Here is a 24,618-nt window from a genome sequence, read left to right as displayed (position 1 = left end):
TATGTTGTTAGTTAGGTTCGTTAATAATACTCATAATACCTTGCAAAGGTATCACGGCCCATCTGGGTCTTGAATTCATTTCATATCCAAGTTCGTAAACTGCCTTTTCGAGCATGCAATATTCCAAAAGAAATATTCGTTCCTGGCGATAACCTATATTTATATTATGTTCCTGTATAAGGGTGGCATAGGTCTCCAGAAAGACTCCAATAAAATAACGATATAGAATCTCCCCTGCCAGAAAAAGATCTTCCTGTGAATATGCATATTCCTCCATATGGTTGAATATTGTTGCATAAACCGCGTAATGAAAAGACCGGAAAAGACCTGCTATATCTTTTAAAGGTGGCTGCTTTACCTTCCTGTCTCTAATTGTACTTTCTGGCTCTCCTTCAAAATCAAGCAAATAAAAATCATCCTCCTGAACCAATACTTGTCCCAGGTGATAATCTCCGTGAACACGAATCCTTTCTCCTTTGAGCTTGGTCCAATCAAAGGTTACAAAGCGTTTTCTAATCTCATTTTTACGTTCTAAAAACTCGTTAGCCAGGTCCAGCGATAAACCTTCCAAACGATGAAGGTTATTTTCAACAGTATTTAATCTATTTTGAAATTGGTAGAGCAATCTATTCTTTAACCATACCTCGTAATCTCCATTAAAATGAGTGGGTGTGAATGCAGTGTCTTCAAACTCTGAACCCAATGCAATATGCATCTCTGCGGTTCTCTGTGCAAGTACCTGCAGTTTTAGGAAAACGTTCAAACCTGCCCAATCAATGATTTCAGGCGGAACATCCCTTATATTTAACCTTTCAAACAATTCCGTTCGTGGTAAATGATGAACGTTTATCCCCTTATATTCAAGGTTACTAAAGATCTTATGTAATTCTTTCAACATAAAATCCCATGCATCGCCTTGATTGGGAACCAATTCCTGCATTAATGCAATGGTAACGTTAACATTATCTGCGTCCATGATGCTTATGCTACCCTGATATGCCGGCGTATTTTTGTACCCCTTGCGTTCCGAAAGGAACTGACTCATTTCAAAATCGGGATTTTTATCTGCATATATCCTTCTGAAGAACTTAATAACAGATTTATCATTGATTATTACCGAAGTATTACTTTGTTCAAGACCCATAAAACGAGATGATTCATAAACATGATCATGAAATTCAAGACTTTTATGGTACCTCACACGGGTAGTATCATTTGGTTCCGCGTTAACAATGCGCTCAAAAACTAACTTCCTAAAAGCTTCAAGGTTTATTGCATCTATAATAAAACCTTCTTGTCCGTTAATACTTAGTGGCAGAATTCTTTCTTTTTCAGCAAAATTCTCGTCTGTAACAAACGCAATGGGTAAAAAATAGTGCTGGTAAAATGCTTCTTCAAAGTTCACTTCGAGCAATAATCCATAATATATTTCGCCCTTCTGCTGTATCCTGAAGTATTCCCGGAGCTCTATATATTTTAGTTTACTCGCTTTACCCCCATACCATCTTTGCTTAACCACGTATGCCTCAAGGACATCAGAAAGAAATACTTTTATAAAGTTCTTATCATCCAACAAATTTTCCCAGGCTACATTAAATGAGTAGGGAGGCTGTAGAATAGAGTCCTTCTTTTTCTTAGGCATTCTTATTTTTTAATGTGAAACAAATGAAATGGCAATGCAGGGTGTAATTCTACAAAATTCCACTCATCATGCCAAATATAACTATTGTCCGTGACAAGATCATGAATTGTTAACCCTTGTTCAATATTAAGGGACAAATCACTAATGGGAAGTTGTAGCATTCCTCGTTGCGCATAATGTGAGTCAAGATTAATTATAACCAAAACTTCATCTGATTTATCTTCGTTCCATTTATAGAATGCTAAAAGATGGTAATTCTCTATATGGCAAAACCTGATATTGTTGGTTTGTTGTAATGCTTCATGATTTTTCCTGGCCTGGTTTAAGCGAGTTATGATTAGGGTTAATTTATTTTTAACAGACCAGTCCCAAAATTTCACTTCATATTTTTCTGAATTCAGATACTCTTCTTTTCCTGGCATGGCGTCAGAAATCATATACTCAAAAACAGGTCCGTATATTCCAATATTGCCACATAAAGTTGCCGCCAGAGCATAACGCGCAATGTGCATTGCCTCATTGGCTCCTTGTAGATGATATGGGTTAATATCCGGTGTATTAGGCCAAAAATTTGGACGGTAATACTCCTTCATTTCTGTTTGGGTAAGCTCAAGCATATATTCTATAATCTCGTGCTTGTGCACCCTCCATGTGAAATAGGTATATGACTGTGAAAACCCCTGTTTGGCCAGCTGCTGCATTACCTTAGGTCTGGAAAAGGCTTCCGCTAAAAAAAGTACATCAGGATGTTTCTTTTTAACCTCAGCAATTAACCAATTCCAAAAATAATAAGGTTTGGTATGAGGATTATCTACTCGAAATATTTGTACTCCAAGTCCAACCCATTTTAGTGTCACCGCCAACAGCTCTGACCAAAGTTCTTTAAATGCCGGAGATTCAAAATGGAAGTTTACAATATCCTGATATTTTTTAGGTGGATTCTCAGCATACTGCATAGTACCGTCCGGTCTTTTTCTGAACCATTCCGGGTTAGTAGTTATGTAAGGATGATCAGGTGCTGCCTGAAAGGCTAAATCCAATGCAATTTCCAAATCCAGTTCATTTGCTTTTTTTATAAGACTCTTAAGATCTTTCTCGGTACCTAGCTCCGGATGTATTTCCTTATGACCTCCAAGCTTAGAACCAATTGCCCATGGCACCCCGGAATCACCTTCCTGGGCATTTGTAGTATTGTTTTTTCCTTTTCTGTTAACTTCACCAATTGGGTGTATTGGAGGTAAATAAAGAACGTCAAAGCCCATTTCAGCTATTTTAGGCAGTAAAGCCTGGCAATCATTAAAAGTACCATGTTTACCATTCACAGGAGAAGATGACCTTGGAAAAAATTCGTACCAGGTACTGAAATTTGCTTTAAGCCTGTCTACATAAACCTGAAGGTCCTCACTGGTATTAGCCAAAATACGATTTGGATATTTAACAAATAACTTATGTAGTTTATCTGAAATAGCTTCTTTAACAGCATTTTCATATAAATCTTCATTTTGAAAAGATTCAATTAAATCATTTATATATTTCTTCTCAGAAGAACTTATTTTTTTTGTCAGAACCTGCAAATGCTGAACACCGTCTAGGAGTTCACTGTTTACATGTTGATTGTCCTTTAACTTGGCCTCTATACCATGTTGCCAGTTTTGAGCATGATCTACCCAGGCTGAAATTCTGTAAATATAAATGCCCTGCTTAAGAACTTTAAAGGAAACCCTATGGACATCGTCGCCAAGGTGTTCCATGCGTGTAGTATTAAAAGATTTCTCAGAAGAGTGTTTGTATTGAAGCTCTGCCTGAATTATATCATGTCCATCTCCTATTACATCTGCATATACCGTAACAGATTCTCCAACGACTCGCTTAATAAAAAAAGCTCCACATTGAAGCTGAGGATTAATATTTTCAATTACAACACGTTGTTGTCTTAACATAATAATTAGTTAGTTGGGTTTTTGTTAAAAATAGGGAATTATCTGAAATACAATACCCCAAAGCCCAATTTTTGCCGAATTACAAGATAATCCTTTTGTAAAATCTATTTTTGGAACGCTTTTTGTTTCCTGGGTTAAGATAATATGTAAAACTTTAAAAAAAATTAAAAGACAGACTTAAAATATTAATCATTAAACATTTACATTATGAAAAAAGTTACACTACTATTTGGCGCATTTTTAACCTTAATTATTTTGTCGTGTGAAGGGCCGACAGGACCTCCCGGACCTCCTGGTTTTGATGGGTTAAACGGGGAAGATGGGGTTAATATTTTGGGCCAGGTCCTTGAGATTGAAGGTACTTTTGATGCCGGTAATAACTATTCCCTATTTTATGAATTCCCACAAACAGTGGAAGTTTTTGAATCTGATGTAGTATTAATTTACATTTTATGGGATGTTGCGGAAGACGGTAATGGAGAACCCCTGGATATCTGGCGGTTATTACCACAAACCCGTATTTTAAATCAAGGGTTGCTACAATACAATTATGACTTTACATTTCTGGATGTAAGTGTCTTTTTAGAATCAGATTTTGACCTTGGAACCCTATCTCCCGGAGATACAGACAACCAAGTGTTTAGAATTGCCATTGTACCGGCTGAATTTGCCCAATCCTCAAAAATGGATACTTCTAATATTGGGGAAGTTATGAGCAGCTTAAACGTAAGGGAAATAGATATTAACAGAATACAACTATAGTTGCATCTATAAATTAAAGAAAAATAATCCCTGCAATATTAATGCAGGGATTTTTTTATGAAGTTATCCTTAACTTTGAAAGGTTTTGAGTTCAAAACCGTCAAAAAAAATAGAAAAAGAAAAAATAAATTTAGTATGAAAAAGTACGTGTTCATTATCCTTTTGATTTCTATGGGATGCAAAGGGGTTTCACAGGAAAAAGAAGCTGTAGCTGAAAAAGGGGAAGAACAAACAGAGACATTTAAAGTTGTGAAATCTGAACAAGATTGGCGTAAAGAACTTACGGACCTACAGTTTTATGTGCTCAGAAAAGCGGGTACTGAAAATTCGGGATCCAGTGAGCTATTAAAAAATAAAATGACGGGGACTTATGTCTGCGCTGGCTGTGGAACAGCTTTATTTAACAGCGAGCACAAATTTGATTCGGGTACGGGATGGCCAAGTTTCGACAGAGAAATTGAGGGGAACGTGGCCTTTGATGTAGATTACAAGATTGGGTATAAAAGAACAGAAGAGCATTGTGCAGTTTGTGGCGGCCACCTTGGCCATGTCTTTGAGGACGGCCCCCGGGAAACCACCGGACTGAGACATTGTATAAACGGAGCTGCCTTGCAGTTTGTGCCTGAATCACAATAGACCACTATCTGTTAAAACAAAATATTTTAGATTTTGATCTCAGCAAAATAAAATATGAATTTAAAGGAAGATTACATCAAAAGTTTATTATTTGAATGCAATCGCTATAAATCCCTTGGCGACAAAACCTTTGTTCAACTAGATGATTCAGACATTCATTGGAAATATGATAGTTCAGGTAACAGCATCGCGGTACTAGTAAAACATTTATCAGGGAATATGCTTAGCAGGTGGACTAACTTTCTTACCGAAGACGGTGAAAAAATGTGGAGAAACAGGGATTCGGAATTTGAAGCGTCATACAGAACAAAAAAGGAAATGCTTGTTGCATGGGAAACAGGTTGGAATTGTTTTTTTGATGCCATTCAACAAATAAAACCGGTGAATTTTGAGAATAAAATAAAAATACGAAACGAAGCTCATACGCTTACAGAGGCCTTAAACAGGCAATTAGCCCATTATTCCTATCACATTGGTCAAATAGTACTAATTGGTAAGACTATAAAGGGTAAAAACTGGGGTTCTCTTTCCATTCCAAAAGGCCAATCAAAGGCCTATAACAAGGCAAAGTTCGGGGATTAATTTAAGATTCTTTACGAAGTTTAAAAGCTTTCCATTTGGTTTTGTAACTTTGCGACCTCATAAATCTGAATCACAAAAAATACTGGAATGGGCAAATTCGATATTATTGTTTTAGGGAGTGGACCTGGGGGTTATGTAACCGCTATTAGAGCATCACAACTTGGATTTAAAACGGCTATTGTAGAAAAAGAGAATCTGGGAGGTGTATGTTTAAATTGGGGATGCATCCCTACCAAAGCCCTCTTGAAATCGGCCCAGGTATTTGAATATTTACAACACGCCGCAGATTACGGGCTAAAAGTAGATGGAGTGGATAAAGATTTTGATGCAGTTGTAAAACGAAGTAGAAATGTGGCGGATGGAATGAGCAAAGGGGTTCAATTTCTTATGAAGAAAAATAAAATTGAAGTTATTAATGGTTTTGGAAAATTGGCACCCGGAAAGAAAGTAGTTGTTACTGATGCGGAAGGCAAGGATACAGAGTATAGCGCAGAACATATAATTATTGCCACAGGAGCCAGGAGTAAGGAACTACCCGCTTTACCTCAGGATGGGAAAAAAATTATTGGTTACCGCAAAGCAATGACTTTGGAGAAACAACCCAAGAAAATGATAGTTGTAGGAAGTGGGGCAATAGGAATTGAATTTGCCTATTTCTATAACGCTATGGGTACCGATGTTACAGTTGTTGAATTTTTACCAAATATTGTTCCCGTAGAGGACGAAGAGGTTTCCAAACAGTTGGAACGCAGTTTCAAGAAAGCTGGTGTCAAAATTAAAACGTCATCTGAAGTTACACATGTTGACACTTCGGGGGATGGAGTTAAAGCTACCGTAAAAACCCTCAAAGGAGAAGAAATTCTGGAAGCCGATATAGTACTTTCGGCAGTGGGTATTAAATCAAATATTGAAAATATAGGCCTGGAAGAAGTAGGTATCGCTACCGATAGAGATAAAGTTATTGTAAATGACTTCTACTTAACCAACATCCCGGGTTATTACGCCATTGGCGATGTTACCCCTGGTCAGGCACTTGCACACGTTGCTTCTGCCGAGGGAATCCTTTGTGTGGAAAAAATAGCCGGAATGCACGTAGAACCATTAGATTATGGGAATATTCCCGGTTGTACCTACTGTATGCCGGAAATCGCATCTGTTGGCCTCACAGAGAAACAAGCTATAGAAAAAGGCTATGAACTTAAAATTGGTAAATTCCCTTTCTCTGCAAGTGGTAAAGCAAAAGCTTCAGGAAATGCCGATGGTTTTGTAAAAGTTATTTTTGATGCAAAATATGGCGAATGGTTAGGCTGCCATATGATAGGTGCCGGTGTAACAGATATGATTGCAGAGGCCGTGGTTGCACGGAAATTAGAAACAACTGGTCATGAAATCCTAAAGGCCGTTCATCCTCACCCTACAATGAGTGAGGCAGTAATGGAAGCGGTCGCAGCAGCCTATGGCGAAGTTATACACCTCTAACACAGCAAATATTTTAGATTTTAATGCTTAGAACATTTCGAATTAGTGCCATTCTGGAAGGTATTTCCTATTTGCTTTTATTTAGTTTTAGTATGCCCTTGAAATATTGGGCAAACATTACAGAACCAAATATATATATTGGGTATGTACACGGTTTTCTATTTGTTGCCTATATGATTTTTGGTCTAATCTTTTCTATAGAAAGACAAATAGCGCCAAAGAAAATAATTATGCTTGTATTGGCCTCTCTCCTACCCTTTGGTACTTTCTATATGGACGAGAAATACCTAAAACCAATTGCAAACTTATAAAAAACTTAGGATTGCCAGTTCATAACTTTTTAATCCAAAACCAAGAATAACTCCTTTTGCGCCTGAAGAGATATAGGAAAAATGTCTGAAGTCCTCACGTTTGTGCGTATTGGAGATATGAACTTCAACTACTGGTGTATTGATTGCTTTTACAACATCACCCAAACCCACAGAAGTATGGGTATAGGCAGCGGCATTAAGCACTATTCCATCATAGGAGAAACCAACTTCCTGTATTTTATCTATGAGTTCACCTTCTATATTAGATTGATAATATTCCAGCTGTAGCTCACTAAATTTTGACCGAAGTTCTTCAAAGTAGGAATCAAAGGTTTTACTTCCATAGACTTCAGGTTCTCTTTTTCCCAGAAGGTTTAGATTAGGCCCGTTAATAATTATAATTTTCATGAGGTTAAAAGTAATAAAATGTATAGTGCAAAAAAAGCGCTTGAAGTACCCTTCGTTTTTAATAACAAATTAGCCTGTTTATCAGGTATTATATAGCTATAAAAACTGGTTAAACCACTTCTTTTATAAGCTGTAAAACGGAATTAAGGGGATAAAAAAACTCGAAACATAAAATTAAGAGAAACAAGCAATATCTTTATACGGTGAATTGGAATCAGGCCATAACAGATTTTGAATACTATTTAAAGATAGAAAGAGGTTTGGCAGCTAATTCCATTACCAATTATATCAGGGATGTTGAAAAACTAAAATTATTCTTGGAAGACAATGGAATAGGTAAAACCCCTGTGTCTCTGGATCGTGAAACCTTACAACTTTTTATATATGAGGTGGCTAAAGAGGTAGGGCCAAGATCTCAGGCCCGCATAATTTCCGGACTCAAAAGCTTTTTTAATTATTTAGTTTTTGAAGATTACCGAAAAGACACTCCTTTAGATTTAATAGAATCACCAAAAATAGGCCGAAAACTCCCGGATACCCTTTCAACTGAAGAAATAAATAGTCTTATTAAAGCTATTGATTTATCTAAACCCGAAGGGGAGCGCAACAGGGCCATGCTGGAGACATTATATGGATGTGGACTTAGGGTATCGGAATTAACCGGACTCAGGATATCTGATCTGTTCTTTGAAGAAGATTTTATTAAAGTGACCGGGAAAGGAGATAAGCAGCGTTTTGTTCCAATTAGTGATGTAAATAAAAAATATATCAACATCTATCACAAACAGGTTCGCAGTCATCAAAAAATTCAAAAGGGATTTGAAGATATCCTATTTCTCAATCGAAGAGGAAAGCAACTCAGCCGTGCTATGCTTTTTACAATCATCAGGCAACTAGCTATCAAAATTGGTCTTTCAAAAAGTATTAGTCCGCATACTTTCAGACATTCATTTGCCACACATTTATTGGAAAATGGCGCCGACTTGCGCGCTATCCAGCAAATGTTGGGTCATGAAAGTATTACCACTACGGAAGTTTATATGCATTTAGATAGATCACATCTGGCTGAAGTGGTTAACAAATTTCATCCAAGACAAAATTAATTACCACCCTCTATTTTCCTTTAAATGAAGTGTTCATTTGCTTGAGATTAAAAAGCTAATACTTTTAGAATCGGATCTATAAATTGCAAACTCTTATGATTTCTTAGCACGATTACATCAGTATTTGAGCGTTTGATTATATTTATCTCGAAAATCAAAAATATAGATCATGGGAAAATTAATATTTCTTGCTGCGTTAATTGTATTATGTATCAATTCTCTTAGCGCACAAGATACCAAAGACGAAGTTGTCATGGAATTAGATAAGAAATCTGAAGCTTATGCAGACATAGCGCAGAATATTTGGGAGTTTGCAGAAATGGGATATTTGGAAGAAAAGAGTTCCGCTTTGCTACAAAAAACAATGAGTGATGAGGGTTTTACGATAAAAAAAGGTGTAGCGGGTATTCCGACGGCATTTATCGCTGAATATGGCAGCGGTGCACCAATAATTGCCATCCTGGGTGAATATGATGCACTTCCGGGTTTATCTCAAAAGGCAGTTCCTGAGAAAGCATCAGCAGATAAGGAAGCTGGCCATGGGTGTGGTCATCATCTTTTTGGTACCGCTTCTGCAGCTGCTGCAATAGCAGTAAAAGACTGGATGTCTGCCAGTAATACAAAAGGAACTATCCGATTTTACGGATGTCCCGCAGAAGAAGGCGGTTCGGGTAAAGTATATATGGTACGAGATGGGTTATTTAACGATGTAGATATCGCATTACACTGGCATCCAGGCGCACAGAATGCCTCAAGTGCTGGTGCCGCGCTCGCCAATAAATCCGCTAAATTTAGGTTTTATGGGGTTTCAGCCCATGCAGCAGCTTCTCCCGAAAAAGGGCGTTCTGCCCTTGATGGGGTAGAGGCCATGAACGCAATGGTAAATATGATGAGGGAACACATTCCGGAAGAGACGAGGATTCATTATGTTATTACAAGTGGTGGTAAAGCACCTAATGTTGTACCTGATTTTGCCGAAGTTTACTATTATGCTCGTCATGACAAGAGGGATGTGGTGCTTAATATTTTTGATCGCATATCCAAGGCCGCAGAGGGAGCCGCTTTAGGTACGGGAACTAAGATGGACTATGAACTTATTGGAGGTACACATGAACTTTTACCTAATCTGACCTTGCAAAAATTAATGCACGACAATCTTACCATAGTCGAAGGAATTACGTACACGGAAGAAGAAATAGTATTTGCAGATAAGATTGCAAAAACAATGGGGTATGACAAAGCTGATTTAGAAACCGCCCAAAGCATACAACCTTATAAAACGGAGGCCAAGGCTTTTGGCTCAACAGATGTAGGTGATGTTAGCTTTACTGTCCCTACAGTAGGGATGAGTTCTGCAACCTGGGTTCCCGGAACTCCTGCTCATAGCTGGCAGGCTGTGGCCGCAGGTGGGACAACAATTGGTAAAAAGGGAATGATGGTCGCGGCAAAAACCCTGACACTAACTGCTATAGATCTGATGGCCAACCAGGAACTAATTAATCAGGCGAAAGCTGAATTTTTAGAACGAAGAGGTGCAGATTTTGTTTATATCCCATTATTAGGAGACAGGCCACCTGCCCTGGACTATAGAAAATAACTAACTCATACTTAATGTTGCACAATAGAGGTTTCCAATGTCCAGGAAAAAATATGTTTGCATTTAATTGCAAAGTATGTAACAATCTCGCATTAATACCTACTAATAATTAATTTACCACCAACCCGAAGCGTGAACAAAGAACTGGAGCACAAATTTGTTACGGAACTTGAGAACAATCAGAATATTGTTCACAAGGTATGTAGTTTATACACAACAAACAGGGATGCTCATAACGATCTTTTTCAGGAAATAACCATACAGCTATGGAAAGCATACCCGAAATTCAGAGGAGATTCTAAATTCAGTACATGGATGTACAGAGTAGCTTTAAATACAGCTATTACGCTGTATCGGAAATCCAAAAAAAGTATAAAAACGCAGGATTTTGATTCAGTTATTTTTAGAATTAAAACAGACGAATATGATGCCACTGAGGAACAACAATTACAGTTAATGTACAAAGCAGTAAGACAGCTGGGAGACATTGACAAAGCGTTGGTTTTTCTTTATCTGGAAGACAAAGATTACCATGAAATTTCTGAGACATTGGGAATTAGTGAGGTGAATGCCAGGGTGAAAATGAACCGTGTTAAAAATAAACTTAGAACCATACTTAATCCTTAAGGTTATGATGGATGAATTAGAATTACTAAAGAAAGATTGGCAAAAAAAGGAGGAGCACCATCCCAAATTGTCATATGACCAAATCTACAGGATGATTAAAAAGAAGTCGTCATCAACTGTAAAATGGATCTTTTATATAAGTATAATCGAATTTGTCTTTTGGGCCATTCTTAATTTGTTTTCCTACACTAAGGAATCTTTGGAGCTAGAAAAAACCTGGCATGTTTATGAAATCACAACCGCGCTTACAATCATAAATTATATTGTATTAATTTATTTTATTTATAAGTTTTATTCTAATTACAAACTCATATCCATAACGGAATCTTCAAAAAAATTAATGAAGAACATCCTTAATGTGAAAAGAACGGTCACCCAATATGTCTGGTTTAACATAGGAATATTTGTGGCGTACTTAATTGTAAGCCTATATGGTAATCTTAACTACGGTGTGAATAGTGAAAAAATTGCAGAAGCCGCTTCACAGGCAGGAAATGAAATGATTTTTTGGGTAATGCTTACAGGAATGGTGCTAGTGGCTATTACTATTGTTCTGTTATTGATCTGGTTTTTTTATAAATTGCTTTATGGAATTCTCCTGAGAAGACTACGAAAAAACTACAATGAATTAAAGAAGCTGGAAGTTTAACTTCTCCACCTGCGCTCTTTATTCTTTTCTTCATATGCGAGTAACTCCTTTTCGGGTATTACCTTAAGAAATGAAGGATGTTGTTCAATTGCATATTCCAATTTTTCAATAATTGAATCAACCGATTCATTTTCATAGTCTATCTCTAAAGGTTCCTTTACCACCAATGATTGAAGAATACCCTTTTTCTTAATGAGCAATCCTTTTTTATCGAATGATCTTCTAAAACCATCAATAACAACGGGGACTACAACAGGCTTGTACCTCTTAATAATATGTGCTGTCCCTTTTCGTAATGGCTTCCAGGGTGTAGTGGTTCCCTGAGGAAATGTAATAACCCACCCATCATTAAGGGCCATTCCTATATTGGAAATATCACTCATTTTAACCTGTCGGTTTACATCTTTTCCTTCTGCGCGCCAGGTTCGTTCTATACTAACAGAACCTACATAAGCGAAAATTTTGGTCAGGAGGCTTTTACGCATTGTTTCTGCAGCGGCCACATAATAAATATTCAATTTGGGGTTCCATAGGTACCCTATGTTTTTTATAGAATCATCCCTTCCGTGTAAACTGGCATTAAATACATGGAACATAGCAACCACGTCCGCAAAATAGGTCTGGTGATTACTGACAAATAAAACATTTTTTTCGGGAAGATTTCGTATTATTTCAGAACCTTCTATTTCGAGTGTATTAAAGCCTTTGTAGCGCTGATGCGTAATAAGTCCCAAACTGCGGATTAACCACTTCTTTAGAAATAAAATGTGTCCAAACGGATTTTCCTTAAATAACCCCATAGTTTACAAAACTACAAAATATGCCTTATAACACCTGTTTGAAAAGTTCTTTGATTTCACTAAGCATCATAGCAGTTGCCCCCCAAACGGTATAACCCTTTAATTTAAAGGCAGGTACCTCAATATTTTCTGCATAAGAAGTTGTCAAAATCTGAGTAATCATTTTGGAATCATCCATAAAATCAATCAGAGGTACCTCAACTAATTCTTCTACTTCATCTTCCTGTTTTACAAAAGCTTGTCTTTTATCATATAAACCTATGTAGGGTCGTACCTCAAAGTTACTTGGTGGTATGTAAATTTCGCTTAAAGACTTGATTATCTGAACATCCTCGGGATTTACACCAACTTCTTCATGAGTCTCTCTCAAGGCTGTAGCAAGTAAATCTTTATCCTTTTTTTCCGCTTTACCACCGGGAAATCCAATCTGATTTGAATGTACCCCGGGATAGGAATTTCGAAGTATGAGTAATAGATTTGTTAACTGCCTTTCATCAGGGTAAAATAAAGCAACAACACCTGCCTTTTTTGGATTTGTGTTCTTCTTTTTCATAGATTCTAATTCCTGAATACGGATTTGCGGAGCCATTTTGTAGTGTGATGTTGTCCCCGGAAGAGGTAGTTTTTTTATTTTTGTTACCTGAATCGTAAAATCAGTATAGTTCATGTCTTATATAAAATTTACCTGCCTTGCAATATTACCACTATTTTTTTTTGTTGCCTGCAAGCAATCCCCTGCTTCGAACCCTAAAGCAGAAAAACCAAAAGCAGTTAAAACAGATTCCGTAATAGCTGATTCAATAACAGAAATTAAAGAAAAGGACCCTTTTGTGCTCACCGAAGAAAATGCAATAGATTTCTTTTTTGATTACCAAAAAAATCTTAAAACATCAAAAGTAAAGCTTACTACAAGTATGGGTGATTTTACGGTACAGTTATATGATAATGTACCTTATCACAAGGCAAACTTCATTTACCTTACGAAAAAAGGATATTTTGACAATACCATGTTCCACAGAGTTGTAAAAGATTTTATTATACAGGGAGGTAATGCAGACAATGTGGAAACCGCTCGTAAACGGAGAGAAATTGGCCGATACCTTCTACCCCCTGATACCAGAAAAGGTTACAAACACGATAGAGGAACAATCTCTATGCCCAGCAGTGAAATAGATAATCCGCATATGCTAGCCTCTCCTTATGAATTTTTTATTGTCGTGACAAAACCCGGATCCTACCATTTAGACGGTGATTTTACGCCCTTTGGAAAGGTTATTAGTGGTATGGATGTGGTTGATAAAATAAACCAGCAACCAGTAGATAGTGGTGACTGGCCCATGCAAAATATCAACATACTGAAGGCAGAAATTGTTGAGTGATTATTGAGTTTTATATATACTGGGAAGCGCAATTTTGTATTTTACAGCCACTAAACGAATGCCAATCACAATTAGAATAGACGCCAAATAGACGTATTCATCACCTAAAGGTAATTTTCGTAACAGGAAATAACTTAATCCTCCCACTACGCATGCTGTGGCATATATCTCTTTGCGAAAAATAACCGGTATTTCATTACATAAAATATCTCTGATAACACCTCCAAAACTAGCTGTAATTGTACCCAAAATAATACACATAGCAGGAAGTAAGTTCGCATTTAGGCCCTTCTCTATTCCAACCATGGTATACAATCCAATTCCTAAAGTATCAAAAAAGAATAATGATTTTCTTAAATATCGGAGTTTCTCCCTGAAGGCAATGGCAAGGATAACAGTTCCTATAATGGTAATTATATACGTAGATTCCAGCATCCAGGCTACCGGAGTATTCCCTATTAGTAAATCTCTAAGTGTTCCACCTCCTATAGCGGTGACAAATGCAATAATAAATACCCCGAAAAGGTCAAGCCGTTTTTCCATGGCTACAAGCACCCCGGAAATAGCAAAGGCTACAGTACCCAACAGATCCATTAGAAAGTAAAACATAATTCCTTCTTTTAGGATTAATCCTATTACAAGTGTTAAAACTATAAAAATAAACTTTGCTAAGACAGCAGGCTATAAAAGAATTCGTTTTGTAAATATGATATTAAAATCGTAAGATTACTAAAGGTTAAATAATTGGACTGTGATCGGAAAATCAAACTAATGTACCTTAACTTAGGTTTGTAATATGGATTTAAAAAAAGGGCGCCTCAACACAGGTTATTTCTTTCTTGGATTATTTGCCATTTTCATTGGCTTGTATCCATTGCGATTTATTGGATTACCTTATGAAGAAAGTCTTTTAGGATCAAAATCCGATGCACTCCTCAATAGTTCAGTATATCTCACTGCTTTTTATACACATATTTTTTTAGGTGGACTTGCCTTGCTAACAGGGTTTTCTCAATTTTATAAAAGACTGAGAGTAAAAAGATTAGCCTTGCATAGGACATTAGGGAAAATTTATGTTGGAGCCGTCCTGTTAAGTGGTATTGCCGGATTGGGCATTGCATTTTTTGCAACAGGAGGGATCATTCCTGCACTGGGTTTTGGGGGATTAGCTATACTTTGGCTTTATACCACATCAAATGCATACACCAGTATAAAAAAAATAGATATTGATGCGCATCAGCGATGGATGATCCGAAGTTACGCCCTATGTTTTGCCGCTGTTACACTTCGTCTTTATCTGCCCTTATTCACTGGGTTAATGCATATGGACTTTCTCCCGGCCTATAAAATTATTGCCTGGTTATGCTGGGTACCAAATATTCTTATCGCGGAGATTTTTATCGTCAGAAGGCTTACCTGAATCTTCCAATTGCATAAGGGTCTGCCTTTCTGCCTATTTAGACGTAAAAAATGATAAAATAGAGTTATTTTTTAAGAAAATTGAGATTATTTTTATCATTACTTTTAGAAAATGATCTCTTAGTGTCTAAAACCAAATCGTAAAAGATAAAAATGAGCTAAAAGAATTAAAAAAAGCAATTGTTTAGCGAGAATCTTCTTAGTTAATTATTTAAGAAGAAAATCTGCAATCTGGTATTTATGAGATTCTTGTTTCTAGTAATTTTTATATTCATAATGTCTGAACCTTTTGTTCTATTTAATTTCTCTAAAGAATGTAATATTCAAAACTGGAGTGTGGTGAATGATGGGGTTATGGGAGGTCTGTCAAAAGGGAATTTCTCAGTTAATGACAAAGGAGATGGCTTTTTTACCGGGAATGTATCTCTTGAAAATAACGGTGGCTTCTCCTCTGTTCGCTGCAATTTCGAATCCAAATTGGTACACAGTCTTAAGAAAATAACTTTACGACTTAAAGGCGATGGAAAGCAATATCAGATAAGGGTTAAAACCAGGATTTCAGATTATTATTCATATATCGCTTATATCAAAACTAATGGAGAATGGCAGACTTTGGAAGTTCTATTTTCCGAAATGATCCCTTCATTTCGGGGAAATAAACTAGATCTTCCCAATTATCCTGGGGAATATATGGAGCAATTTGCAATTTTAATTGGAAACAAAAAAAACGAAGATTTTGAATTAAGTCTTGATCAGATAGAGTTGGAATAGCTGGTTTAATCGGAATATCTCCGATACGTTTAAATTAGTTAGCTAATATGATAAATTATAATAAAACCCAATATGAAAAAACAGTACCTAGTGATCCTTTTAGCCCTTTTTGTTGTGGCGCTGAATGCCCAGAATATAAAAGGATTTAAACCTGAAAATGTAAAAAAACAATTAGATCTTGAAACCTCCTTTGAGTCCAAAATTTCCACAGGTAATTTGGATTCCTGGATGAAAAAAATGGCTGCGCGCCCACATTATGTGGGCACTGAATATGGAAAAGAAAATGCAGAATGGATGCTAAAACAATTCAAATCCTGGGGTTATGATGCAAAAATAGAAACCTATCAGGTCCTCTTTCCTTATCCAAAAGTTAGAATTCTCGAATTAACGGAACCCACGGTCTATAAGGCAAAATTAACTGCAGTTCCCGTTGCAGGTGATACGTATACCGAACAGGGAGAAGAATTATTACCCAGCTACAATGCATTCTCAACAGATGGAGATGTTGAGGCAGAACTGGTATTTGTCAACTATGGGATTCCTTCAGATTACGAAGAGTTGGAAAAACTGGGAATAGATGTAAAAGGAAAAATAGTTATTGCTAAATATTACGGGTCATGGCGAGGCATTAAACCGAAGTTAGCAGCAGAAAAGGGAGCTATTGGTTGTATCATTTATTCAGATCCTGAGGATGACGGTTATGTTCGGGGTGACGTTTATCCTGAAGGAGCGTTTAAAAATAAAACTGGTGTACAACGGGGATCCGTTATGGATATGCCACTATATCCGGGAGATGTACTTACTCCGGGTTATGGTGCAACAGAAGATGCTCAAAGATTGGATAGAAAAGATGCACCAACTATTACAAAAATACCTGTTTTACCAATTTCCTATGAAGATGCCGCACCATTGCTGGAGGCCCTTCAAGGGCCTGTTGCTCCGGTTTCATGGCGAGGGGGATTACCTCTCACTTATCATATTGGTCCGGGACCTGCAAAAGTTCATTTAAAACTTGAATTTGACTGGCAATTGAAGCCAGCCTACAATGTCATAGCCACTCTTAAAGGTTCCGAGTTTCCCGATGAATGGGTTTTACGCGGTAACCATCATGATGCATGGGTTCATGGTGCTGCTGATCCTGTAAGTGGTATGGTGGCTCTAATGGAGGAAGCAAGAGCAGTTGGTGAATTAGCTAAAAAAGGACAAAGTCCAAAAAGAACTTTAGTATACTGCGCCTGGGATGCTGAGGAACCAGGACTGATTGGCTCTACGGAATGGGTAGAACATCATAAAGAAGAATTGCAGAAGAAAGCCGTTGCATACATTAATACTGATGGAAATGGCAGAGGGTTTTTTAACGCCGGGGGCTCTCACACATTGCAGACCCTGGTAAGTGAAGTAGCTGATGCCGTTACAGATCCCCAGAAAGGCGTTTCTATTAAGGAAAGAAAAATTGCAAGGGATCAAATAAATGGGGGAGACAATAAATTTAAGCTTTATGCCCTGGGATCAGGATCAGATTACACCCCTTTCATACAGCACGCCGGAATTGCTTCACTAAATTTAGGATTTGGTGGTGAAAATGCCGGGGGAGAATATCATACTATATATGATACTTATTCCCATTATAAACGTTTTAAGGACCCTGAATTTGCCTACGGGGCCACCCTGGCAAAGACCGCAGGCAGAATTGTATTGCGGCTCGCCAATGCCGATATTTTACCCTTCGCTTTTGACCCCTTGCGAGAGACAATTTCAACCTACCTGGAAGAAATTATGAAGTCTTGTGAAACCATGAGAAAAGCTGTGGGAAAACATAACAAGCTGATCAGCGAAAATGCCTTTTATCTGGCCTCCGATCCAACTAAACCCTATATTGAACCTGAGAAAAAAGAAAGTATCCCTTACCTGGACTTTACACCAATTCAAAATAGCATGACTAGCCTCGGAGCTACAATAGATTTGTTCAATTCAATAAATTTAAATTCACTTTCTGATAATGAACTTGACGCATTGAATAATAAATTGATGCACTCAGAACTTGCCTTAACCGATGCGTCTGGATTACCCAGAAGGTCGTGGTACAAACATCAGATTTATGCGCCAGGCTTCTATACCGGTTATGGAGTTAAAACCTTACCTGGTGTTCGGGAAGCTATAGAGCAAAAAGAATGGTTGGAAGCCCAGGAGCAAATTAAAAAACTAGCACAAACACTAAATAAATTAAATAATCATATTGAATCTCTTTGTTCCATCGCAAAGAAAAAATAGTCATGTTTTAATGTAATCCCGTTAATTAAATAATAATGATTTCAAGCAGGTACCTTTCATATTTTATCGCATTAATAACAATAGGTTTATTGGCACACTCATGTAGTCAAAAGTCAAAAATTCCAAAAGAAACTCCCTTAACCTTTGTGTTAGATTCTTTATCTGCAACGATGTTAGTAGATGCAAGTCAGGAGTATATTTCGCCAAACGTGGCAGATGGATTAAAATTGGACTTATGGGCATCAGATTCATTAGCTCCCGATCCTATTGCTATTGACATAGATGATGAAGGCAATGTATATCTAACAAGAACCAACAGGCAAAAAAATTCCGAATTTGATATCAGGGGACATCAGGATTGGATGACGGCCTCCATTGGTTTACAAACGGTTGAAGACAGGCGTGCTTTTTTACGCAAAACATTCGCACCTGAGCTGAGCGAAGACAATGAATGGTTCCCTGATCTGAATAAGGACAGTATTCATGACTGGAGGGATCTCACGGTTGAAAAAGATGAAATATGGAAATTAGAAGATACTGATATGGACGGTGTAGCAGATGTTTCCACGCGTATTTTGGAAGATTTTAATGAAGAAATTACTGATGTGGCCGGCGCTCTATTGGTGCGGGACGATGATATTTTTGTAGGAATAGGACCCGATATGTGGCGGGTAGAGGACGCCAACGGTGATGGTGTCATGGATACAAAAACCTCAATTGCACATGGTTTCGCTGTGCATATTGGATTTGGAGCCCACGGGATGTCTGGAGCAATAGAAGGCCCCGATGGTAAAATTTATTGGGGAATTGGTGATATTGGCGCCAGTATAACTACAGTAGAAGGTGATTCACTTCATTATCCGAATCAGGGTATGATTGTGAGATCTAATCCTGACGGTACCAACTTTGAGGTATTTGCAAGAGGACTTAGAAATACACACGAATTTGTATTTGACGCTTATGGCAATTTAATTTCTTCAGATAATGACGGGGACCATAGAGGAGAAAGCGAGCGACTAGTACATATAGTTGAAGGTTCTGATGCCGGATGGCGATCTAATTGGCAATATGGGAAATATACAGATCCAAAGAACAACAGTTATAAAGTATGGATGGATGAAAAGCTATATCTCCCCCGCTGGGAAGGACAGGCAGCCTATATCATTCCTCCTATTGCCAATTACCATAATGGCCCTACCGGGATGGTTTATAACCCGGGGACCGCCCTTGGGAAGGACTGGCTGAATCAATTTTTTCTGGTTGAATTTGTCGGTGATCCCGCACTTTCACATATTTGGTCATTCAGTTTAAAACCAAAAGGGGCTTCCTTTGATCTGGAAAAGGAATTAGATGTCTTAAGTGGTGTCCTACCCACCGGTTTACAATTCGGGCCGGACGGTGCTCTCTACTTAGCTGATTGGATTAACGGTTGGGGAACTAAAAATTATGGACGGGTCTGGAAATTGGATGTTGAGGATTCAAAAAACGATTTAAAAGAACAAAGACTGGAGACACAAAGGCTTATGACCTTAGCATATGAAGATCAGTCTGCCGATGATCTTGTTGAACTACTGGCTTATCCGGATATGCGAATAAGAAAAAAGGCGCAATTTGAGCTTGCAGAACGAACTTTCTGGGGATACAGAGCCTTAAAAGAGGTAATTCTGGAAGATAAAAACCAATTTGCAAGAATACACGCAATTTGGGGAATTGGTCAGGTTGCTTCAGATAATATTAAGAAGGCCAAGCCTTTAATGGATTTATTGGATGATGAGGATCCCGAAATCATAGCCCAGGCGGCAAAAGTCCTCGGAGATGTAAAATATAAGGAGGCAGGAGACAAACTTATTTCTTTATTGGAATATGAAAACGAAAGGGTGCGTTTCTTTGCGGCACAGGCATTGGGAAGAATAGAATACTCAGAAGCCGTTCAGCCTTTAATTAATTTCCTGGCCGTTAACAATGATGAGGATGTATACCTACGTCATGCCGGGGTACTGGCATTGAGCCGTATTGGTGAAATTGAACCCATAATTGCTTTATCAGAGAGCCCCGAAAGGAGTTTGCGGATTGCTGCAGTATTGGTATTAAGAAGACTACAAAATGAAGATGTGGCGTTATTTTTAAAAGACAATGACGAATATATTGTTACAGAAGCTGCAAGGGCTATTAATGATGACTGGTCAATTCCTGAAGCCATGCCTGCTTTGGCAGCTCTTCTGCAGGAAGAAAGATTTACTTCAGAACCATTGCTGCGCAGGAGTATTAATTCAGCCTTAAGAGTTGGAGGTGAAAGAGAGCTGGACATGCTTATTTCATTTGCAAAAAGAACTGATGTTTCTGGCGATCTGCGAGGAGAAGCCCTCGCAACAATTGGCACCTGGGCCTCTCCCTCTGTTTTAGACAGAGTAGATGGGCGTTACAGAGGAGAAATTAGTCGGGATTCAAATTTTGTAAAACAAAAGATCCAGAAAGATATCCCAGTATTCCTTAAGGACAGCGATCCAAATATTCTTATTGGTACTTCAAAAATTTTGGGAACACTTGGAATATCTGCTTATAATTCTCAGTTGAAATCTATTCTGTCTAAGGACCGAAGACCGGGAGTAAGAGTAGCAATGATAGAAGCTTTGGGAGAATTAAATGACGATGCAATTGCCTCAATTGTAAAAATGGGGATGCGCGACAAAGATGAAAACGTTCGAGCAGCCGCTGTGGGTATGATCCCTGAGTTAAATATTTCGAAAAATGAATTACCCGGTGTAATAGGTCCAATTTTTAAAAATGGATCAATAAGGGAGCAACAAACAATGATAAGTGCTTTAGCAGAGATGCCCCTTGATCAAAGCCAGGATGCATTAGAGGATCTAATTCATAAAGCAGGGAACAAGCAACTGAATCCCGGAGTCATCCTGGATCTAATTGAGGCTGTTGAATCAACTCAATCGGAAGATTTGATTGCCGGTTTAAGCAAACTGAAAAACAGTGGATATTCTATGGATTCATATATGGAAGCACTTTATGGTGGCAGGAATTGGCCGGGTGCGAATGTCTTTAAGAATAATTCCGCGGCGCAGTGTGTAAGATGCCATGCACTTGATGGGGCAGGTGGAAAAGTGGGGCCCCCTCTGGACAATATTGCGAATATACTAAGCAGGGAAGAAATCTTACAATCCCTTATTGAACCCGGAGCACGTTTGGCTCCCGGGTATGGCTCTGTTGTGTTGACCCTTAAAGATGGCCAGGTGGTATCGGGAATTCTTGCAGCGGAAAACAAGGAGGAAATAATTCTTCGGACTTCGGATGCAGAGCCAATGGAAATTGCGGTATCAAGAATTAAGAAAAGAAATAATATGCCTTCGGCAATGCCCCCTATGGGAACGGTATTGACTAAAAGGGAGCTTAGGGATTTGGTTGAATTCTTGTCCAATTTAAAAGGAAAATAATCAGGGGGATTTCTCAATTTATATTTGTCTTGTAGTTATGAAATCCAAAGTGGAAGTTCGAATTTAATTATTACCTTAACCGGGGATTTATTGATGAAATTGCGACATAGGACGAGCAGCATAGCGTTTCTTGGTGCTTCTCCTAATAAAGTAAACTAATTTCATAGCAATAATTGCATTGCAATTTCAATAACACCTATAAACCAACTTAATCACCAACGACTAACATGAAATTTAAAATTTTTGCTTTAATCTTCATTTTTTGCTTCAATACAGGTGCACAAGAAACTAAAAAAGACTATTCTGAAGCCTTTAAAATAATTGAAGTCTGGTTAGATGCCCAAAAAGATTACGAAAAACTCCCTGGCATATCAGCTGCAATCATTGAGGATCAGGAAATAATCTGGTCTGGTGCTTTTGGCAAATCAAATATCGAGGCAGATGTGAAAATCGAAACAAATACGATTTGTAGTATCTGTTCAATTTCCAAATTATTTACCGCCACAGCCATTATGAAATTGTATGATGAAGGTAAGCTCCGTCTGGACGATAAAGTGAGTGATCTTTTACCCTGGTATAACCTGGATCAGAAATATTCAGATAGTGGTCCTATTACCGTGCGCACTTTATTAACTCATTCCTCCGGCTTACCAAGAGAGGCCAATTTTCCTTATTGGACGGGCCCGGATTTTCCATTTCCCACCCAGGAGGAAATCAAAAAAGAGTTGGGCAATCAGGAGACTTTATACCCTTCATCTACCTATTTTCAATATAGCAATCTTGGCCTTACCCTGTTAGGAGAAATTGTGGAACAGGTCTCAGGAATATCTTTTACTACATATGTTGAAGAGCAAATTATAAAACCTCTTCAGCTTAACAATACACGAACACAACTCCCTGAAAATTTATATGGAAGTCAATTAGCCATAGGTTATTCATCTTTAAACCGGCAGGGGCAGCGTCAAAAAGTGAAGCTATTCCAGGCAAATGGAATCACCGCCGCTGCGGGATTCTCGTCCAATGTACTGGACCTGGGGAAATTTGCTTCCTGGCAATTTCGACTTATGGATTCGACAATTACAGAAATTATAAAGCCTTCCACCCTAAAATATATGCAACAGGTACACTGGACCGATCCTGATTGGAAAACAACCTGGGGATTGGGCTTTTCAGTATATAAAGGCAGTGATGGAACAAAGTGGGTTTCCCATGGGGGCAGTTGCCCGGGTTATAGATCCGGGATACAGTTAAACCCAAAAACTAAAATGGCGTATACGGTAATGATTAATGCAAATGGCACAAATCCTCATAAATATTCCATAGCCATGCATGCCATTCTCCAAAAGGTGAAAGACGAATCTAAAAATGGCAAGGTAGCAGAAACTTCAAAAAAAGATATGACAGATTATACCGGTTATTACAGCAGTCAACCCTGGGGAAGTGAAAGTTATATTTCAAGCTGGGAAGGAAAGCTGGTACTATTAAGACTACCCTCCCAATCTCCTGCCAAGTCTATGATTTTCCTTAAACATCTGGAGGGAGATCGTTTTCAAAAAATAAGAAAGGACGAAGAACCCGGAGAGATCATAGTATTTGAACGAGACGAAGCCGGGAAGGTTACTAAGTACAGTCAACATGGAAACTACTCTAATAAAATAAGAAGCTGATGACATTAAAATCATTTTTATTACTGGTTGGATGCAGCCTAATTTGTGCTAACATATCCTCACAAGAACTTAATGCTCTTGCAACTAAATTTTTAAACACTCTGGATCCGGAATTAAAGTCAAAAACAATTTTCACTCTGGATGACGAAGAACGGTTGAATTTTAATTTTATCCCTATCATAAGAAAAGGCCCTACTTTTCATGACTTCAATGATGAACAAAAACAGGCCGCAATGGACCTGCTCAGAACTTCATTGAGTGCAGAGGGATTTCGAAAAACAAAAGAAATCATAGCACTGGAAAATGTTTTGCTGGAAATTGAAGGAGGCAAATTCAAAATGCCTGATGGCTCTGGTCGTGATGCACTCAATTATCATTTTTGTGTTTTTAATGATCCGGCAACCCAGCAGTTTTGGGGATGGCGGTTTGAAGGACATCATATTTCCTTTAATTTTGTCGCCTCAAAGGGCAAGATTGTTGCCTCTACACCTTCTTTCCTGGGATCCAACCCGGCTATAGTTCGAGAAGGGAAACAAAAAGGTAAGGAAGTTTTGAAATTAGAAACCCAATTGGGGTTTGATTTGGTAAATTCCCTTTCAAAAGAGCAATTAGGTAAAGCACTTTTTTCCGAAGAAGCACCAAGGGAAATTTTCACCACTAATAAACAGGAAGTGACCAATCTTGATCCTTTGGGTATTTCCTATGCAGATTTAAATAAGAGTCAAAAAGAAGCTTTAGAGAAGTTACTTATGGTTTATTTGGACAATTATGAATCGGGATTTTCCCAATCTCTTTTAGATAAAATAAATACCACGGGAATGGATAAGCTCTCATTTGCATGGGCAGGTAGTTTAACGCCAGGAAAGGCTCATTACTACAGATTACAAAGTCCTGTGATATTAATAGAATATGACAACACGCAAAATAATGCCAATCACGTGCACACCGCAGTAAGGGATCTTACTAATGATTTTGGGAGGGATCTTCTGAAAGAGCATTATAGCGAAAGCCATAAGCATTAGGAGGTAGTGTGTTATATTTTTTCGAATCAAAAGCTGGTTACTGGTAAACTTTAATTAATTGGGGTTAACACAAAAGGGTATTTATACTTTTTATTACCCAATCTAAG

22 protein-coding genes are annotated in these 24,618 nt (G+C 38.0%); 16 read left to right on the top strand and 6 right to left on the bottom strand.

What is annotated here, in order from left to right; all coding sequences use genetic code 11:
• Window positions 1-7 precede the first annotated feature (7 nt).
• On the bottom strand, window positions 8-1,642 hold the full coding sequence (locus tag ABJH90_RS16430) for a trehalose synthase (protein ID WP_348140028.1): 1,635 nt from the start codon (window positions 1,640-1,642) through the stop codon (window positions 8-10).
• 2 nt (window positions 1,643-1,644) lie between these two features.
• Complete coding sequence (locus tag ABJH90_RS16425) at window positions 1,645-3,582, bottom strand: alpha-1,4-glucan--maltose-1-phosphate maltosyltransferase (RefSeq protein WP_348140026.1); 1,938 nt, start codon at window positions 3,580-3,582, stop codon at window positions 1,645-1,647.
• 207 nt (window positions 3,583-3,789) lie between these two features.
• On the opposite strand from ABJH90_RS16425, the gene ABJH90_RS16420 reads away from it, so the two are divergent.
• From ABJH90_RS16420 to ABJH90_RS16400, 5 genes are all read left to right on the top strand, one after another.
• The gene (locus ABJH90_RS16420) at window positions 3,790-4,344 is read left to right on the top strand and encodes a collagen-like protein (protein WP_348140024.1); all 555 of its coding nucleotides are present in this window, start codon (window positions 3,790-3,792) and stop codon (window positions 4,342-4,344) included.
• A gap of 135 nt (window positions 4,345-4,479) precedes the next feature.
• Window positions 4,480-4,980 carry a peptide-methionine (R)-S-oxide reductase MsrB gene (gene msrB / locus ABJH90_RS16415; protein WP_348140022.1) on the top strand — a complete coding sequence of 167 codons (501 nt, stop codon included), beginning with the start codon at window positions 4,480-4,482 and terminating at the stop codon, window positions 4,978-4,980.
• Between the two features lie 54 nt (window positions 4,981-5,034).
• Complete coding sequence (locus tag ABJH90_RS16410) at window positions 5,035-5,562, top strand: DUF1572 family protein (RefSeq protein ID WP_348140020.1); 528 nt, start codon at window positions 5,035-5,037, stop codon at window positions 5,560-5,562.
• Between the two features lie 87 nt (window positions 5,563-5,649).
• Entirely contained in the window at window positions 5,650-7,041 is a 1,392-nt protein-coding gene (gene lpdA / locus ABJH90_RS16405) for a dihydrolipoyl dehydrogenase (protein WP_348140018.1), read from the top strand.
• A gap of 23 nt (window positions 7,042-7,064) precedes the next feature.
• Entirely contained in the window at window positions 7,065-7,352 is a 288-nt protein-coding gene (locus tag ABJH90_RS16400) for a DUF3817 domain-containing protein (RefSeq protein WP_348140016.1), read from the top strand.
• On the opposite strand, the gene aroQ is transcribed toward ABJH90_RS16400, so the two are convergent.
• A complete protein-coding gene (gene aroQ / locus ABJH90_RS16395; protein ID WP_348140014.1) occupies window positions 7,347-7,760 on the bottom strand; it encodes a type II 3-dehydroquinate dehydratase in 414 nt (137 codons plus the stop codon). The genes ABJH90_RS16400 and aroQ overlap by 6 nt on opposite strands.
• Before the next feature lie 203 nt (window positions 7,761-7,963).
• Here aroQ and ABJH90_RS16390 point away from each other — a divergent pair, with 203 nt between their 5' ends.
• The 4 genes from ABJH90_RS16390 to ABJH90_RS16375 all read left to right on the top strand — a co-directional run bounded on the left by ABJH90_RS16390 (window position 7,964) and on the right by ABJH90_RS16375 (window position 11,736).
• The gene (locus tag ABJH90_RS16390; RefSeq protein ID WP_348140012.1) at window positions 7,964-8,863 is read left to right on the top strand and encodes a site-specific tyrosine recombinase; all 900 of its coding nucleotides are present in this window, start codon (window positions 7,964-7,966) and stop codon (window positions 8,861-8,863) included.
• 169 nt (window positions 8,864-9,032) lie between these two features.
• Entirely contained in the window at window positions 9,033-10,460 is a 1,428-nt protein-coding gene (locus ABJH90_RS16385) for an amidohydrolase (protein ID WP_348140010.1), read from the top strand.
• A 132-nt stretch (window positions 10,461-10,592) separates the two neighbouring features.
• Window positions 10,593-11,087, top strand: coding sequence for a sigma-70 family RNA polymerase sigma factor (locus ABJH90_RS16380; RefSeq protein WP_348140008.1), 495 nt, complete (start codon window positions 10,593-10,595; stop codon window positions 11,085-11,087).
• A gap of 4 nt (window positions 11,088-11,091) precedes the next feature.
• Window positions 11,092-11,736, top strand: a complete 645-nt coding sequence (locus ABJH90_RS16375) for a hypothetical protein (RefSeq protein ID WP_348140006.1) — start codon at window positions 11,092-11,094, stop codon at window positions 11,734-11,736.
• On the opposite strand, the gene ABJH90_RS16370 is transcribed toward ABJH90_RS16375, so the two are convergent.
• Both ABJH90_RS16370 and ABJH90_RS16365 read right to left on the bottom strand, forming a co-directional pair.
• A complete protein-coding gene (locus ABJH90_RS16370; protein ID WP_348140004.1) occupies window positions 11,733-12,536 on the bottom strand; it encodes a lysophospholipid acyltransferase family protein in 804 nt (267 codons plus the stop codon). The two genes, ABJH90_RS16375 and ABJH90_RS16370, sit on opposite strands and share 4 nt — an antisense overlap.
• A 25-nt stretch (window positions 12,537-12,561) precedes the next feature.
• Window positions 12,562-13,203 (bottom strand): CoA pyrophosphatase, encoded by a 642-nt coding sequence (locus tag ABJH90_RS16365; protein WP_348140002.1) that lies wholly within the window; start codon window positions 13,201-13,203, stop codon window positions 12,562-12,564.
• On the opposite strand from ABJH90_RS16365, the gene ABJH90_RS16360 reads away from it, so the two are divergent.
• A complete protein-coding gene (locus tag ABJH90_RS16360) occupies window positions 13,202-13,915 on the top strand; it encodes a peptidylprolyl isomerase (RefSeq protein WP_348140000.1) in 714 nt (237 codons plus the stop codon). The genes ABJH90_RS16365 and ABJH90_RS16360 overlap by 2 nt on opposite strands.
• Here ABJH90_RS16360 and ABJH90_RS16355 read toward each other — a convergent pair whose 3' ends face one another.
• Window positions 13,916-14,524 (bottom strand): trimeric intracellular cation channel family protein, encoded by a 609-nt coding sequence (locus ABJH90_RS16355; RefSeq protein WP_348139998.1) that lies wholly within the window; start codon window positions 14,522-14,524, stop codon window positions 13,916-13,918.
• A 187-nt stretch (window positions 14,525-14,711) separates the two neighbouring features.
• Between ABJH90_RS16355 and ABJH90_RS16350 the strand changes: the two genes are divergently transcribed.
• The 6 genes from ABJH90_RS16350 to ABJH90_RS16325 all read left to right on the top strand — a co-directional run bounded on the left by ABJH90_RS16350 (window position 14,712) and on the right by ABJH90_RS16325 (window position 24,511).
• A complete protein-coding gene (locus ABJH90_RS16350; protein ID WP_348139996.1) occupies window positions 14,712-15,335 on the top strand; it encodes a DUF2306 domain-containing protein in 624 nt (207 codons plus the stop codon).
• Between the two features lie 275 nt (window positions 15,336-15,610).
• On the top strand, window positions 15,611-16,105 hold the full coding sequence (locus ABJH90_RS16345) for a CIA30 family protein (RefSeq protein WP_348139994.1): 495 nt from the start codon (window positions 15,611-15,613) through the stop codon (window positions 16,103-16,105).
• Between the two features lie 72 nt (window positions 16,106-16,177).
• Window positions 16,178-18,376: a M28 family metallopeptidase gene (locus ABJH90_RS16340; protein WP_348139993.1), complete on the top strand. Its 2,199-nt coding sequence runs from the start codon at window positions 16,178-16,180 to the stop codon at window positions 18,374-18,376.
• Between the two features lie 35 nt (window positions 18,377-18,411).
• Complete coding sequence (locus ABJH90_RS16335; RefSeq protein WP_348139991.1) at window positions 18,412-21,822, top strand: HEAT repeat domain-containing protein; 3,411 nt, start codon at window positions 18,412-18,414, stop codon at window positions 21,820-21,822.
• 227 nt (window positions 21,823-22,049) lie between these two features.
• Window positions 22,050-23,489 carry a serine hydrolase domain-containing protein gene (locus ABJH90_RS16330; protein ID WP_348139989.1) on the top strand — a complete coding sequence of 480 codons (1,440 nt, stop codon included), beginning with the start codon at window positions 22,050-22,052 and terminating at the stop codon, window positions 23,487-23,489.
• Window positions 23,489-24,511, top strand: coding sequence for a DUF3500 domain-containing protein (locus ABJH90_RS16325; RefSeq protein WP_348139987.1), 1,023 nt, complete (start codon window positions 23,489-23,491; stop codon window positions 24,509-24,511). Before ABJH90_RS16330 ends, ABJH90_RS16325 begins: the two co-directional genes overlap by 1 nt.
• Window positions 24,512-24,618 lie beyond the last annotated feature (107 nt).

It is taken from the genome of Eudoraea sp. (assembly GCF_039969275.1).
In the GTDB taxonomy this organism is placed as follows: Bacteria; Bacteroidota; Bacteroidia; order Flavobacteriales; family Flavobacteriaceae; genus Eudoraea.
Note: the sequence above shows the minus strand (reverse complement) of the source record. Positions and strands in the feature narration are given on the sequence as shown.